The organism is Desulfuromonas soudanensis, from assembly GCF_001278055.1.
GTDB lineage: Bacteria > Desulfobacterota > Desulfuromonadia > Desulfuromonadales > WTL > Deferrimonas > Deferrimonas soudanensis.
Genome location: NZ_CP010802.1, coordinates 2,511,232 through 2,526,038, shown reverse-complemented (window position 1 = coordinate 2,526,038; position 14,807 = coordinate 2,511,232). Strand labels below are relative to the sequence as shown.

Below are 14,807 nucleotides of genomic sequence, written 5' to 3'. Positions count from 1 at the left end.
GACGACGCAGCGAAAATCAATCCTTTGACCCTGATCCAAAAACGTTGCGTCGTTGCGGCGTCGCGTGAGGCAAAGGTTCGGGGTCCAGGGAGGAGTAAAGCTCGATTGACGGAACTTTAAACCTACCAGAGCCCCATCATCCGCAGGTGGCGCAGGAGGTTGACCGCCCCCATGAGGGCGACCAGGATTCCGGCGATGCGGATCATCCAGCTACGGGCGCGGGTGCCGAGCCAGTGGGCCGCGCTGCCGAAGAAAAAGAGGGCCGGGAGGGTGCCGAGACCGAAGGCGAAGAGAGTCACCCCGCCGGTGACCGGCGAGGCGCTCTGGGCGGCGGTAATCGCCATGGCGTAGAAAAAGCCGCAGGGGAGAAGGCCCATGACCAGCCCGAGGGGGAGGGCGGCCAGGGCCGGCGGAAGGCGGCGCAGGGAACCGATGGCGCCGCCCAGGGCCTGCATCGGCGCGGAGAATTCGAGTTTCATGAGGTTGAGCCGGGCAAAGAGACCGGCGCTGCCGAGGCCGACGGCGATCACGAAGAGATCCGAGGCGACGAGAATGACCCGCGTGGCGCCGGAGAAGATGTCGGTGTAGGCGATGGCCGAGCCGAGCCAGCCGACGAGAAGTCCCACCAGGGTGTAGGTCAGGATGCGCCCGGCATTGTACAGGAGGTGGAAGACGATCCCGCCGCGCCGCCCCTCCGCCGAAAGGGAGAGGGCGGCGACCAGTCCGCCGCACATGCCGATGCAGTGCCCCGAACCGAAGAGGCCGGTGGCCAGGGCGAGGGTGTAGAGGGGGTCGATCATTTCAGCAGGACCCGATCCATATCGAAGATCAGGGTCTTCGCCTCGCCGTTGGGGAGCAGGATTTCGAAGGTGGCCCGCCAGGCCCCGGCCATGGTGAAGATGGCCTCGCCGCGGTAACTCCCCCCCTTCTCCGTGACCGCCGGCCGGTTGATCGGCATCGCCATCGCCGGCATGCTCAGGTCGCAACGGACGGAAGCCCCGGTGAGCGGCGATCCGGCGTCGTCGGTGAGTTGCAGCTCGAAGGGAATTTGCGTCATGGCGACCAGGGGCGCCTCCTTGAGAAGAAGCACGGCGTTTAGGCCGCCAGAGGCCCTCTCCACGAGGCGCGTTTCTCCGCCGGCCAGGGCCGGAACGGCCAGGGCGGAGAGGATCAGGAGGAGGGTCAGAACCGCGGCGGCATGACGCAGGACATCAGGGGAATGGGGATTTTTCATCAACGTCTTCTCCTTGGCGGGTCGGTGGCAGGTCGTCTTCGAGCATCCGGTATTTGGCGCCTTCGATATCGTCGAACTCCCCTTTCTTTACCGCCCAGATGAATACGAGCCAGACTCCGGTGCCGAGAAAGAGGGAGAGGATGATGAGGATAAGGGTGGAACTGTGCATGGGGTACTCCCTTAAGCAATAACCGACAGTTTATCCGTCGGGGGGCCAAGGTCAAAGGTTTTTCAGCCGCAGCGAATTGCCGACGACGCAGATCGAGCTGGCGGCCATGGCGGCGGCGGCGTGAATCGGCGCCAGTTCTCCCGCGGCGGCCAGGGGGAGGGCGAGGATGTTGTAGGCAAAAGCCCAGAAGAGGTTCTGACGGATGATGCCTAGGGTGCGCCGCGCGACCTCGACCCCGGCGACCAGGGTCGTCAGATCGGGGCGGGTCAGGACCAGGTCGGAAGTTTCGAGGGCGATGTCGGTCCCCCCGGCCATGGCGCAGCCGACGTCGGCCTCCGACAGCGCCGGGGCGTCGTTGATGCCGTCCCCGACCATCAGCACCCGCTCCCCCCGGGCCATCGCGTTTTTTACCCACTCGGCCTTGTCGCCCGGGCTCAGGGCGCCGTGGACCTCGTCGATGCCGAGCCGGTCGCCGATGCTCCGGGCGGCCTCGACGGTGTCGCCGGTGAGGATTGCCGTGCCTATCCCCAGCCGCCGGAGCCGGGCCACCGCGTCGGCCGCCTCCGGGCGCAGGGTGTCCTCGCAGAGGATGCTGCCGAGGTAGCGGTCGCCGAGAGCGGCATGGATTTCCGTCAGAGCCTCACCGGAAAAGGGGTCCATGCCGCCAATCCCCGCCTGTTGCAGGAATCGCCGGCTGCCGACCCGCAGCATCCCTTCCTCGAGGTCGAGTTCGACGCCGAGGCCGGGGAGGGTGCGAATCCCCCCGCCGTCGCCGGATTCAAGACCGCGCCGCCGGGCTTCGGCGACGATGCACTTCGCCAGGGGGTGGTTCGAGCCCCCTTCGGCGCGGGCGACGAGGTTAAGTAGGTCCTCCTCGCTCCCGGCCAAAGGGCGGATGGCGGCGATCTTCGGCTTCCCCTCGGTGAGGGTTCCGGTCTTGTCGAAGGCGGCCAAGGTGAGGCGCGCCGTCCCTTCGAGGACATCGCCGCCGCGGAAAAGGATCCCCCTCTCGGCGCTTGCCCCCGTGGCGACGAGGACCGCCGTCGGCGTGGCCAGTCCGAGGGCGCAGGGGCAGGCGATGACCAGCACGGCCACCGCCGCCAGCAGCGGATCGACCGTGCCGGCGGCCCAAATCCAGTAACTGAAGGTGGCGCCGGCCACAAGGACGACGAGGGGGACGAAGAGGGCAGCCACCCGGTCGGCGAGGCGCTGAACGGGGGCGCGGCGCGACTGGGCCTCCTCGACGAGGCGGGCGACCCGGGCGACGAAGGAGTCGGCGGCCGGAGCCGTGACCTGCACCCGCACCGAGGCCGAAAGGTTGAGGGTCCCGGCGGTCACCGGGTCCCCGGCGATCCGGAGGACGGGGAGGGGCTCGCCGGAGACCGCCGCCTCGTCGATCTCGGTGCTCCCGGCGAGGATCGTGCCGTCCACAGGGAGGCGCTCTCCGGGACGAACGAGGAGGATGTCGCCGATCCTCAGGCTCCCCGTGGCGACCACCTCCGTCGTCGTCCCGATTTCCCTGTGGGCGATCTCCGGGGTCAGACGCAGGAGACGGTCGACGCCGCTGGCCGCCCGGCGCCGCGCCGACCCTTCGAAGAGGCGGCCGGCGAGGATCAGGGTGACGATCATCGCCGCCGTGTCGAAATAGACCTCGCCGCCGCCGTAGAGGGCGAAGAGGCTGGCGCCGTAGGCGGAAAGGACCCCGAGGGCGATGAGGAGGTCCATGTTGGCGGTGCGGGTGCGCAGGCTGCGCAGGGCGCCGCGGAGAAAGGGCCAGCCGGAGTAGAAGACGACCGGCGTCGTCACCAGGGCGGCAAAATACTGCATCAGCGTGCGCGAGGCGGGATCGATCCCCTGAAAATAACCGGCGTAGAGGGCCAGGGAGTAACCCATCAGCTGCATGGAGAGGAAGCAGGCGGTGCCGAAGCGGATCAGCGTGGTGCGCTGCTCTCTCTCCTCGGCCTGGCGGGCGGCATCGTAACTGAAGGGGCGGGGAGTGTAGCCGAGACGGGCGACGGCGGCAAAGATCGCTCCGGGGGAGACGGCCAGGGGGTCGAAGACGACCCTTCCCCGGTGCGTTCCGTAGTTGAGGCGAATTTCGCTGACCCCTGCAAGAGACCCGACATACCTTTCCACCAGCCAGACGCAGGAGGCGCAGCGGATCCCCTCGATGAGAAAGGAGAGTTCCCCCTTCCCGTGCCGCTCCGAAACGAAACCGGACAGATAGGCGTCGTCGTAGGTGTCCTGAACCGTCCCTGCCGGAAGCCCGGAACGGCTCAACTGCCGTTTCTCGTAGTAGGTGCCAAGACCGGCGCCGCTGATGATGCGGTAGACGCTGCGGCACCCCTGGCAGCAGAAGCGCAGCTCCTGTCCGTCAATGCGGTCGATAATCGCATCGGCCGGGGGGATGGGCAGCCGGCAGTGATGGCAGGAATCGGTGCTCAAAGTGTGCGGTCCCGTCGTGTCGTGAGGTTGTGGGTCTTGGGTTCCTGCCCCTGGAGAAAGGCGCCTGCAGTTGCCTCGATTGTTTATGACCTTCGTTGCGTCGTTGCGGCGTCGCGTGAGGAAAAGATCCTGCTTTAAGGGCTTGTTTCACGCGACGACGCAACGACGCGACGAAAATCTTTACACCCGAACTCAGAGATTGAACAGGAGGCGCCGGTCGATCCGGGCGCCATCGCGGCTGAGCCGGAGACGGGCGGAAACCTCTCCGCGGAGCTCCGGGGCGATCGTCGCCGTATAGAGTCCGGGGGACGATTCCGCCAGGGGGAGGAGCAGGAGGGTCTCCGGCCGGGAGGCGAAAAGTTCCAGCTCTCCCCGACAGGCGCCGACCGGGAGGCCGGCGCGGTCGGCGAGACGGATTTCGATCTGTCGCCCCCGGACCTCGGCGGTCAGACTCCATCCCAGACTTTCCGCCGCCTTCTGCTCGACCCGGGTGTGGTTGTACCTGAGACCGTGACTGTAATAATTGCGGTCGGAGACGGCGCTGCCGCCGTTGACGGCGCGGTAGGCCGACCAGGCGCTGAAGAGGAGAAAGAGCGCGCCGAGGGTAACGAGGAGCAGGGGCCAGCGGTTGGGCGAAGAAGCGGCGGTCATGGCGGGGAATCCTTTACGGCGGTGATAAAGGCATGGGCCCGGGCCAAGGGTCTCCCGGACGAATTGTCGAGAAAAAAGAGGATCTTCTGCGGACTCTCCCCCTCGGGGACGGGCGTCAGCAGCACGAAATCGAAGCGTCGTCTTTCCCCGGCGGTAAGCACCACCTCCCGCACCGGGCCGCGGAGCCGGAAGGGTTCCCCCTCTGGGGAGGAGGCTCGCAGCGACAGGGTCTGCGGCGTCTGCAGGCGATTGGCGACGTAACCGGTGAAGAAGGAGGCCTGGGTTTTGTCATCCAGCAGGCGGCTGGCCGCCCCGGCATTGCGCGCCAGGGCGAGACTGGCCGCCGGCCGTTGGAGGACCGCTGCGGTCAGGGCGATGGAGAGGGAAAAAAAGAGCAGGGAAACCAGGGCCAGGCGGGGATTGATCAGCGCCCGCAGGCCGCGGTTTTCCAGGCCGAAGGTGTAGCGGATGATTCCTGGTTCGCCCCGGCGGGCCATGACGATGCGGCAGGCATCGAGGCAGCGCCCGCAGTTGATGCATTCGATCTGATAGCCGTTGCGAATGTCGATGCCGGTGGGACAGCTGCGCGCGCAGGCGCCGCAGGATATGCAGCGCGCTGCCTCGTCGGGATGAAAGCGCAGGGTCAGGGTGCCGGGGTCGACGAGCACCGTCTGGAACCGGCCGTAGGGACAAAATTCCCGGCACATCAGCCGTCGCACCAGGGCCAGGTCGAAGTAGACGAAGGCGGCGACGGCAAGGAGGGTAACCCAGGCTCCCCGGGGGAGGGCGCCGCCGAGGAGCGCCGGGAAGAAATCGTAGGGAGAGATGAAGTACCAGATCAGGTTGGCCGCCACCAGCAGGGCGAGGGCGCCGTAAAAGAGGTGCAGCGCCGCCTGCTGCCAGGGTGCCGCCTCGATGCGCCCCCCGGCGACCCGGGCGCCGATGAGCCGGGCAAACCCCTCGGCGAGGTCGGTCAGGGAGGTCTGGGGGCAGGCCCAGCCGCACCAGGCGCGGCCGAGAACCAGGGTCAGCAGCAGAAAAAAGAGGACCAGGGCCAGCCCCAGCAGGAGAAAGAGATAGAGCTCCTGAATGCGGAAGGTTGCGCCGCCGGCGTGCAACGTCAGGGTGGCGATGTCGAGGCGCAGCAGGCTCTCCCCATCGAAGCGGACAAAGGGGATCAGCAGCAGGGCCAGGGTTGCTCCCCATTGGAAGGCGAGCCGCCAGGGGCCGAGGAGATGGGGTCGGATCGGGGTCATGAGTTCAGCTCTCGGGGAGGCCGTCCGGTTGCCTCTCCAGAAGTCGTTATTCGCTGGCCCCCAGGGCTTGCATCTACTTCAGGGAGAGGACAAAGTCCGTCAGGCTATCGATCTCGGCGGCCTTGAACTGGCTGCCGAAGGCGGGCATCCCCCGGGGGCGGCCGTTGCGGATCGATTCGGCAATATCGGCGGCATCGCGGCCGTACTTGAAGCTTCCCGAGGTGAGATCGGGGCCGATCCCTCCCTCCCCTTCGGCGCCATGGCACATGGCGCAGTGGCTGGCGAAGAGTTCCTTGCCGTTTTCGGCCTCCTCCAGCGCCGTCGCCGGGGCCGCCGCGGCAACGGGAGCCGATCCGGCCTGTTGCTGGTGGGCCGCCATCTTCTCCTCGAATTCGCCGCTGGAGCTCCAGCCGGAGAGAAGGTAATAGGCGCAGAAGATGACACCCCAGACGATCAGGCCGTAAAAGAGGACGGCAAAATAAGCCGGCGGTCTGTTGGCCCGGTTCTCGATGATGCCGTCGAATTCGTGGACCGGGTGCTTGTGCTGGTGTTCCTCGAGCATGGACATAAAGGTTTCCTCCCCTTGATTCAATCGTCTTCGAGCATGCGGTGCTTGGGCTCTTCCAGTCGGGCTTTACGCTTGCGGTTGTATGTGCGGATGACGATCACCGCAAAGACGACCAAGAGCCCGAAAGTAAAGCCGAGATAGAGTACCGAAGCCCAGTCCATTTAGTGCCTCTTCTGATATTTGAGGTAGTTGACGAGTTTCCAGACCCGGGTCGAGCCGAGGGAGTCGAAGGCCGGCATCCCCCCCTCGGGAAGACCATTGTAGAGGATTTGATAGAGCTCGGCATCCGCCATGTCGAGATCCTGGATGTCGGGGCCGATGTCGCCTGCCAGGTCCTTGCCGTGACAGACGGCGCAGTGCTGGTCGTAGAGACCTTCTCCCTCGGCGATGACGGAGGAGTCTCCCAGATAGGGGTTGGTCAGTTCGCCGACCACCCGTGTCTGCGCCGCCTGGCGCCAGGGGATGTCGCTGCCGAGTTTCTGCAGGTAGGCGACCACGGCGTCCAGCTCGTTTTTCCCCTGCAACCCGGCGATCTCCTCGTCCGTACAGGGGAAGCCGAGAACTTCCATCTTCCGGCGGGTATGTCCGGTATCGAGGCTCCTCTCGCCGAGAAAGGCGTAGGCCGGCATGTTGGAACGGGGGATCATGGCCGTCGGCGCCGCCATGTGCTGGGTGTGCCAGGCGTCGGGGTATTTGCCGCCGATCCGCGCCAGATCAGGGCCGGTGCGCTTCGATCCCCAGAGAAAGGGGCGGTCGTAGGCGAATTCTCCGGACTTGGAATATTCCCCGTAGCGAAGGACTTCGGCGACCAGCGGTCGGACGGTCTGGGTATGGCAGTTGTTGCACCCTTCGCGGATGTAGATGTCGCGCCCCTCCTGCTCCAAGGGCGTGTAGGGGGAGACGGAGGCGATGCGATCGGCCTCGGTGTTGACCCAGACGAAGGGGAGGACCATGGTAATGATGGTGCCGACCAGCATGGCGGCGGTGGCCAGAATCAGAAAGAGGAACGGTTTTTTCTCCCACATGGCTTCGGTTCCTCCCTCTTTAGGCAGTTTGGCCGACGGCATCGTCGGAGGGTTTCCCCTTGCGAACCGTCAGAATCAGGTTGTAGATGAAGACGCCGAGACCGAGCAGGTAAATGACCCCGCCGACGGCCCGGGCCCACCAGTACGGATACATTTCGATCATCGTTTCCATGAAGGAATAGGTCAGGCTGCCGTCATTCTCCATGGAGTGCCACATGCCGGCCTGCTGTACCCCGGCGATCCACAGGCTGACCGAGTAGATCAGCTGGCCGATGAGGACGAGCCAGAAGTGGAGGTTGGCCAGGGGGATGCTGTAGACCTCCCGCCCGTAGATGCGCGGCAGGAGGTAGTAGATCCCGGCAAAGGCGATGAGAGAAACCCAGCCGAGGGTCCCCATGTGGATGTGTCCGGGGATCCAGTCGGTGTAGTGGATGAAGGCGGAGAAGGAGCGGATGGCCTGCATCGGTCCCTGCAACGTCTGCAGGCCGTAGAAGGTGATGCCGAGAATCAGGAATTTGACCAGATAGTTCTCGCGCATCTGATGCCACTGGCCGTTCATTGACAGATAGCCGTTGAAGACGCTCCCCCAGGACGGAGCGATGAGCATCACCGAAAACGCCATGGCCAGGGTCTGGATCCAGTCGGGAACCGGCGTCCAGAGGAGGTGGTGGGCGCCGGTCCAGAGGTACATGAAGATCAGGCTCCAGAAGGAGATGATCGACAACCGGTGGCTGTAGATCGGGACCCCCGTCGACTTGGGGAGAAAGTAGTAGAACATGGCCAGCGGCGGCGCCGTCAGGGCCATGGCGACGGCGTTGTGCCCGAACCACCACTGGACGTTGGCGTCGTTGGTTCCGGCAAAGGCCGAGTAGGACTTGAAGAGGGAGACGGGAACGGCCGCCGAGTTGACCAGATAGAGGATCGCCACGCCGACGATGGAGGCGAGCATGTACCAGAGGGAGATGTACATCTGCTCCTCTTTGCGTTTGACGATGGTCATGATGATGTTGATGGAAAAGGCCACCCAGAGGATGACGACCATGACATCGATCGGCCATTCCATCTCGTGGTATTCCTTGGAGGTGGTGTAGCCGAGGAGGAGAGTCACCGCCGAGGCGGCGATGGTGATATTGAAGAACCAGAGCTGGAAGGTGGCCAGCTTGTCGCTCCACAGGGGGACCCGGCAGAGGCGCTGGACGATGTAGAGGAACATGGCGAAGATGGTCCCCACCCCCCAGCCGTAGATCCCGGCGTTGGTGTGGATCGGCCGCAGCCGGCCGAAGGTGAGGTAGGGGGGGAAGTTGAGTTCCGGAAGGACCATCTGGAAAGAGACGATCACTCCGACCAGAACGGCCACCAGCCCCCAGACGACGCTCCAGGCAACGAAGCTGCGGACGATGGCGTGGTTGTAAACCGGTTTGTCCATGTAACCTCCTGTAACAATTTGGAAAAAGCCCAGGCCAAGTTTAGGTGACCCGAAGGCAAAGTCAAGCCTTGCATTGCTGACCAAAGTGGTGATTAAACTAGCCGCAGGATGGGCAATTGTCAACATTGAAAAACGTCCAGCGGCAGGTGCGCGCCTTGACACTCCTTGCACCGCTCCTCTATCATGCCCCTGTCCGCGTGGTGCGGATTCCGATCACCCCTCCCCGCCGGATGGCTCCCCATGCAGATCACCCTGGGCAAAAAACTTTTTCTCTATACCAGCGGCATCCTCGTCCTCCTGCTGCTGGTGACCTTTCTGGTCCTGGAACGCAGCCAGTCGCGGCAGTGGGAGGAACACCTCCGCGCCCAGAGCATCTCCTTCGTCCGTTTTGCCACCCCCGAACTCCTCAAGCTCTTCCGCGGCTCCTTTTCCCCGCAGGCCGACGGGACCACCATTCAGGAAGTGAACGATTTTCTCGCTGTCAACGCCGACCTGATCCAGGTGTCCATCTACTCCCCGAATGGACGATTGCTCTACCGCTCCCCCGGTTTCGGATCCTTTTCGACCCGGACTCTGACCGGGTCGGAGGAGGAAATCGCCCCGGAGCGGATGCTCAGCGATCAAACCACCACCCGGACCCTGAGCCTCCCCGGGGGGGGGCGCATTCTCGATCTGGTGACCCCGGCCTTCTCGCCGAGCGGCGCCCGAATCCTCGCCGTGCGTTACCTGATCTCCTATGATTCCGTCGACATCCGCCTGGCGGAGGTGCGTCAGCACTTCCTCCGCATCGCGATCCTGGCCGTCCTCTCTTCCCTGCTCCTGGTGGCCCTGGCGGCGCGGCGGGTCACCCGGCCGATCAAGGAGTTGACCGTCGGCGCCCGGGCGATTGCCCAGGGTGACCTGCAGACGCGGATCGCCACCCCCCGGGGGGACGAGATCGGCTCCCTCGCCCGGGCCTTCAACGAAATGGCCGAAAGCCTGGCCGTCAGTCAGCATCAACTGACGGAAAAGAACCGCGCCCTCTCGGACGCCAACAGCGAGCTGCGGACCATGCAGGAACAGCTGATCCGGGCCGAGCGCCTCGCCGCCATCGGCCAACTGGCCGCCGGTGTTTCCCATGAGATCGACAATCCCGTCGGCATCATTCTCGGCTATGCCGAACTCCTCCGGGAGGACCTCGCCGAAGGCGATCCCCGCCGCGACGACGTCCAGGCGATCATCGACGAGTGCAAGCGCTGCAAGCGGATCACCGGCGGCCTTCTCGGTTTTGCCCGGACGGCTCCGCCCCGCACCGAACCGTTGCAGCTCGCGCCCCTGGTCGAGGGGACCCTGGCTTCCCTGCGGCCGCAGAAACTCTTCCGGGAGATCGTACTGCGCCTGGACAAGGGGCCGGCGCTGCCGCCGATCGTCGGCGATGCCGACCAGCTGCGCCAGGTGCTGGTCGACCTCTTCCTCAATGCCGCCCAGGCGATGGCGGGGAAGGGGACCCTGACCGTGGAAATCCGCCGCGACGGAAAAGAGGGGGTGGTCCTGGTGTCCGACAGCGGTCCGGGGGTCCCCGCCGAACTTCTGGAGCGGGTTTTCGACCCCTTTTTCTCCACCAAGGGGAGCGGCGAGGGGACCGGCCTCGGCCTCTCCCTCTGCCGCAAACTGGCGGAGGCTCATGGCGGAACCCTCCGTGCCGAGACGTCGGACTCCGGAGGAGCGCTGTTTCGATTGGGTCTTCCCCTGGCGACGAAGGAAAATTGTTTTGACAAGGGTCCCGTTGATTCTTTAGGATAGGCAGGATTTCCTACCCCGAGGACGGTGAACCCCCCATGGAAAATGCACTGGAATTACTGAAGGAAGATCTCCTCAAGGTTGAGGCCCAGTTCCGGCGCGATCTCGATTCGGAGGTGGCGCTGATCCGCAAGGTCGGAGAATATGTTCTGGCCAGCGGCGGCAAGCGCGTCCGGCCCATGCTCCTTCTTCTCTGTGCCCGTCTGGTGGGGTATGGCGGCGAGAACCATATCGGTCTGGCCAGCGTCGTCGAATTCATTCATACCGCCACGTTGCTGCACGACGATGTCGTCGACAGCGCCGTGCTGCGCCGGGGGAATGCCTCGGCCAACGCCGTCTGGGGGAACGAGGCTTCGGTTCTGGTCGGCGATTTCCTCTTCGCAAAATCCTTCTCCATCATGGTCCGCAATGGCGATCTGAAGATTCTTCAGGTCCTCTCCGATGCCACGACGATGATGGCCGAAGGGGAGGTGCTGCAGTTGATCAGCACCTGCGATGTCGATCTCGACGAAGAACGTTATATCACCGTGGTCCGGACCAAGACCGCGGTCCTGATCGCCGCTGCCTGCCAGTGCGGCGGGATTCTCGGCAGAATCGGCGAGGAGGAACAGGCCGCCCTTCACGAATTCGGCATGGAACTGGGGATCGCCTTCCAGTTCATGGATGATGCCCTCGACTACGTGGCCGAGGAGTCCGAGTTCGGCAAGGTCCGGGGGCACGATCTCTCCGAAGGGAAGATGACCCTACCGCTCATCGAAACCCTGCGCCGCTGCAGTGCCGAGGAGCGGTCCCGGGTCGCCGAGATCATCGAGCAGGACGAACTCGAAGAGGGTGACGTCGCCGAGGTGGTCGCCCTCATCGAGGCCCATAACGGCATCGAATATACCCGGAACCGGGCCCAGACCCTGATCGATCGGGCCAAGGGACACCTGATCTCCTTTCCCGACGGGCCGGCCAAGGAGGCCCTCTTTGCGGTCGCCGATTACGTGGTCAGGCGCCGGAAGTGAGCCATTCCTCCCGAAGATGACAGCCTTTTAACTGAACCTTCAGGCTCATTCAGCATCCGCCGGTCGACTGACCGGCGGATTTTTTTTGGGAAAGAACTGAAATTACTGGTCTTTTTCCGCAATCCGGTGCAAAGCATGCTCCTTGGCCCGGAATTTGCTAAAACAACAAGCGTCTCCCTCCGGAGCCGGGTCCGAGTCCCGGCCCGGGCAAATCAATACCTGTCCCTTGCGAGCATTTCATGAGTGCCGATATCCTGGTGCATCAATCGGTTTATCACTTCGGCGGCCAGGACTACCCGGTCTGCGTCTACAGCCGCCCCGACGGCAGCCATGTGGCCCGGACGGCTTTTTCCGCCGAGGACGTGATCGTCAACGACGGCCCCACTCTCGAAGAGGTTCTGGCCAAGCATCAGCGCCTCCTGCCGCTGGCCGTCAATTCCCGGCAGCTCCTGCGCAATTTCCGGTCCGAGCGTTAACCTTTCCTTCTCCCTTCTCCCTTCTCCCTTCTCCCTTCTTCCTTCTTCCTCCTTCCTTCTTCCTTCTTCCTTCTTCCTTCTTCCTTCTTCCTTCTTCCTTCTTCCTGCCACCTCCTGCTATAATCCCCCATGGCCGCTCTCAATCTCCAGAAGAAGGTTCTCTACGCCTTCCTGTTTCTTTCCCTTGTTCCCCTGATGCTGCTGGCGGCAAATTCCCACCGCAGCCTCCGTTCGGTGGAAACACTGCTGCGCGACGGCGCTGCCGAGGCTCTCAACGAGCAAGCGGCCGAGGCCCTGGCGTTGCGGGCCGAGATGGTGGCCAAAGAGGTGAGCGATTTTCTCGCCGCGGTGGAAAACGACCTCCACGACCTGGTTCTCCTTCCTCCGGATCGGGACGCATGGCAGGTATTCAGGGACGGTCACCGTCGCCAGGTCTGGTCCCGCGGCGGCACCAACCGGCATCCCGTGGAACAGAAGGAGATGCTTCCCCTCTACAGCGAACTCGCTTTTGTCGGCGCCGACGGGCGGGAACGGCTGCGGATTGTCGAGGGGGAGACCCGCCCCCCCCTGCGGGACGTCTCGATCCCGGCCAACACCACCTACCTCAGCGAAGATTATTTTCTCAAGGCCCGCAATCTCCCCCCGGGGGAGATCCATGTTTCCCGTGTCACCGGCTGGCACGTCAACCGTCAAGAGCAGCTGCGCGGCGCCGGAACCCCCGAGGAAGCGGTCGAGGGGGGGATCTACCGCGGGGTGGTGCGCTTTGCCGCCCCGGTCCGGGACCCCGCCGGCACCCTTCAGGGGGTCGTCGTTCTCTCCCTCGATCATCGCCATCTGATGGAATTCACCCAGCACATCCTCCCCACCGCCGAGCGCTACGTCGTCTTCCCCTCCTACGGCAGCGGCAACTACGCCTTCATGTTCGACGACGAGGGGTGGATGATCGCCCACCCCAAATACTGGGACATCCGCGGCCTCGACCGCTCCGGGCGCCTGGTTCCCCCCTATCGGGCCGGATCGAGCGAAGAGGACATCCGACTGGGAAACATCCCCTACAACCTCTATCAGGCGGGTTTCATTCATCCCAATTACCCTCTGGTCGCCGAAGCCGTGCTCGAGGGGCGCAGCGGGGTGGTGGACGTCACCAACGTCGGCGGCTCGCGCAAGATCATGGCCTATGCGCCGATCCCCTTCGCCTCGGGTGAATACGGCCGCCACGGTTTCTTCGGCGGCGTCACCATCGGCGCCGAAGTCCGGGTCTTTCACAAGCCGGCGGCGGAAACCTCGGCGGTCATCCGCCGCCAGTTCACCCGTTTCGTCAGCGAAACCTGGATGCTGATCACCGTCACCGGCCTCCTGGTCTTCATGGTCGCCTGGCATCTGGCGGGGGGGATCGTCGACCCCCTGACGCGCCTCATCGAAGGGACGAAGGCGATGGCCCGCGGCCACCTGGCGACTCCGGTGCCGGTGACGTCCCAGGACGAGGTCGGCGAGCTCGCCGCCTCCTTCAACGCCATGGCCCGTGAACTCGTCCTGCGCCGGGAACGTCTCCTCAAGACCCTCAAGGACCTGCGCCGTTCCCGCCAGGACATTCTGCGGGAGCGCAACTTCAAGGAAACCATCGTCGAAAACATCGAGACCGGAATTCTCACCCTCGACGAGGAGGGGGGGGTGACTTCGGTCAACGGGCCGGCGCAGCGCCTTCTCGATCTCCTCCCCCGGGACGGGGTGATCCCCGTCGACGACCTCCTCTCCGCCTGGCCGGAAATCCTCGGAGCACTCCAGGAAAGCATCGCCGCGCCCCAGGAAACGCCGTGGAGCCGCTACGTGGAACTCGAACGGCAGGGGAAGAGCCAGACCTTCCGCCTGGCGACCTTCCCCCTGGTCTTCGGCAACGGCGGCGGCCGCATCGTCACCGTGGAGGATCTGACCGAACGGACGGGGATGCGCCATCGGATCGCCCGGATGGAGCGCCTGGCCTCCCTGGGGCGGCTATCGGCGGGGCTGGCTCACGAGATCCGCAACCCCCTCACCGGGGTCAGTCTCCTGCTCGACGAACTGCACGACCGCCTCCTCGGCCAGTCCGGCGACCAGGACCTGATCCGCAGGGCTCTCGGCGAGATGGAGCGTCTCGAAGGGCTGGTCAACGAACTCCTCAATTTTGCCTCCCGCCCCCAGGCCCGTCTCGAAAAGGGGGATGTGGGGGGGGTGCTGCGGGATATCCTCTTCCTGGTCAAGAAGCAGTGCCAGAATGCCGGAATCGTCCTCGAAGAGACGGTGGCCGGGGATCTTCAGGCGATGCAGCTCGATTCCGCCAAGCTCAAGCAGGCCTTTCTCAATCTCCTGACCAACGCCATCGACGCCATGCCCGGCGGCGGCCTCCTGCGCGTCGAGGCGCACAACGAACAGGGGGGGGTGCAGATCGTCGTTTCCGATACCGGCGTCGGTATCCCCGCCGACCGCATCCCCCTGGTCTTCGAGCCCTTCTACACCAGCAAGGGGGAGGGGACCGGCCTCGGTCTGGCCATCACCCACAACATCGTCTCCGACCATGGCGGTCGGATCGAGGTCCGCAGCCATCCCGGCCAGGGGAGCACCTTTCTCCTCTGGTTCCCCGGCACACCCTCCTGACCTCCCTTCTTTTTTCGCCTCCCCCTCCTTTCGAGCCGCGCCGCAGGTGGCGAAAATCCACCATTTTTTTATTGCCTTTACCGCCCCCCCTCCCTAGTATGAACGGGTCTACGACAAGTATTAAAAAAAACGTTTGTTCC

The 14,807-nt window shown here is 64.5% G+C and carries 15 protein-coding genes; 4 read left to right on the top strand and 11 right to left on the bottom strand.

Annotated elements, in window-relative coordinates; genetic code table 11:
* Nucleotides 1-122: 122 nt before the first annotated feature.
* From DSOUD_RS11340 to DSOUD_RS11300, 10 genes are all read right to left on the bottom strand, one after another.
* Complete coding sequence (locus DSOUD_RS11340) at nt 123-800, bottom strand: sulfite exporter TauE/SafE family protein (protein ID WP_053551118.1); 678 nt, start codon at nt 798-800, stop codon at nt 123-125.
* Entirely contained in the window at nt 797-1,234 is a 438-nt protein-coding gene (locus DSOUD_RS11335) for a FixH family protein (protein WP_053551117.1), read from the bottom strand. The genes DSOUD_RS11340 and DSOUD_RS11335 overlap by 4 nt, the downstream gene beginning before the upstream one ends.
* On the bottom strand, nt 1,212-1,403 hold the full coding sequence (gene ccoS, locus DSOUD_RS11330) for a cbb3-type cytochrome oxidase assembly protein CcoS (protein ID WP_053551116.1): 192 nt from the start codon (nt 1,401-1,403) through the stop codon (nt 1,212-1,214). The genes DSOUD_RS11335 and ccoS overlap by 23 nt, the downstream gene beginning before the upstream one ends.
* 51 nt (nt 1,404-1,454) lie before the next feature.
* Nucleotides 1,455-3,848, bottom strand: a complete 2,394-nt coding sequence (locus DSOUD_RS11325; protein ID WP_053551115.1) for a heavy metal translocating P-type ATPase — start codon at nt 3,846-3,848, stop codon at nt 1,455-1,457.
* 192 nt (nt 3,849-4,040) lie between these two features.
* On the bottom strand, nt 4,041-4,499 hold the full coding sequence (locus DSOUD_RS11320; RefSeq protein WP_053551114.1) for a FixH family protein: 459 nt from the start codon (nt 4,497-4,499) through the stop codon (nt 4,041-4,043).
* Nucleotides 4,496-5,755: a 4Fe-4S dicluster domain-containing protein gene (locus DSOUD_RS11315; protein WP_053551113.1), complete on the bottom strand. Its 1,260-nt coding sequence runs from the start codon at nt 5,753-5,755 to the stop codon at nt 4,496-4,498. Before DSOUD_RS11315 ends, DSOUD_RS11320 begins: the two co-directional genes overlap by 4 nt.
* A 73-nt stretch (nt 5,756-5,828) precedes the next feature.
* Nucleotides 5,829-6,323, bottom strand: a complete 495-nt coding sequence (locus DSOUD_RS18500) for a cytochrome c (protein WP_157671849.1) — start codon at nt 6,321-6,323, stop codon at nt 5,829-5,831.
* Nucleotides 6,324-6,343: 20 nt separating this feature from the next.
* Nucleotides 6,344-6,484, bottom strand: coding sequence for a cbb3-type cytochrome c oxidase subunit 3 (locus DSOUD_RS17945; protein WP_082351235.1), 141 nt, complete (start codon nt 6,482-6,484; stop codon nt 6,344-6,346).
* Entirely contained in the window at nt 6,485-7,348 is an 864-nt protein-coding gene (locus DSOUD_RS11305) for a cbb3-type cytochrome c oxidase subunit II (RefSeq protein WP_053551112.1), read from the bottom strand.
* Nucleotides 7,349-7,367: 19 nt separating this feature from the next.
* Nucleotides 7,368-8,774: a cbb3-type cytochrome c oxidase subunit I gene (locus tag DSOUD_RS11300; RefSeq protein WP_053551111.1), complete on the bottom strand. Its 1,407-nt coding sequence runs from the start codon at nt 8,772-8,774 to the stop codon at nt 7,368-7,370.
* Nucleotides 8,775-9,014: 240 nt separating this feature from the next.
* On the opposite strand from DSOUD_RS11300, the gene DSOUD_RS11295 reads away from it, so the two are divergent.
* The 3 genes from DSOUD_RS11295 to DSOUD_RS11285 all read left to right on the top strand — a co-directional run bounded on the left by DSOUD_RS11295 (nt 9,015) and on the right by DSOUD_RS11285 (nt 12,036).
* Nucleotides 9,015-10,556 (top strand): sensor histidine kinase, encoded by a 1,542-nt coding sequence (locus tag DSOUD_RS11295; protein WP_053551110.1) that lies wholly within the window; start codon nt 9,015-9,017, stop codon nt 10,554-10,556.
* 35 nt (nt 10,557-10,591) lie between these two features.
* A complete protein-coding gene (locus DSOUD_RS11290; RefSeq protein ID WP_053551109.1) occupies nt 10,592-11,560 on the top strand; it encodes a polyprenyl synthetase family protein in 969 nt (322 codons plus the stop codon).
* 239 nt (nt 11,561-11,799) lie between these two features.
* On the top strand, nt 11,800-12,036 hold the full coding sequence (locus tag DSOUD_RS11285; RefSeq protein WP_053551108.1) for a hypothetical protein: 237 nt from the start codon (nt 11,800-11,802) through the stop codon (nt 12,034-12,036).
* On the opposite strand, the gene DSOUD_RS19010 is transcribed toward DSOUD_RS11285, so the two are convergent.
* Nucleotides 12,033-12,167 carry a hypothetical protein gene (locus tag DSOUD_RS19010; protein ID WP_269745839.1) on the bottom strand — a complete coding sequence of 45 codons (135 nt, stop codon included), beginning with the start codon at nt 12,165-12,167 and terminating at the stop codon, nt 12,033-12,035. The two genes, DSOUD_RS11285 and DSOUD_RS19010, sit on opposite strands and share 4 nt — an antisense overlap.
* Here DSOUD_RS19010 and DSOUD_RS11280 point away from each other — a divergent pair.
* A complete protein-coding gene (locus DSOUD_RS11280; protein ID WP_053551107.1) occupies nt 12,166-14,667 on the top strand; it encodes a PAS domain-containing sensor histidine kinase in 2,502 nt (833 codons plus the stop codon). The genes DSOUD_RS19010 and DSOUD_RS11280 overlap by 2 nt on opposite strands.
* Nucleotides 14,668-14,807 lie beyond the last annotated feature (140 nt).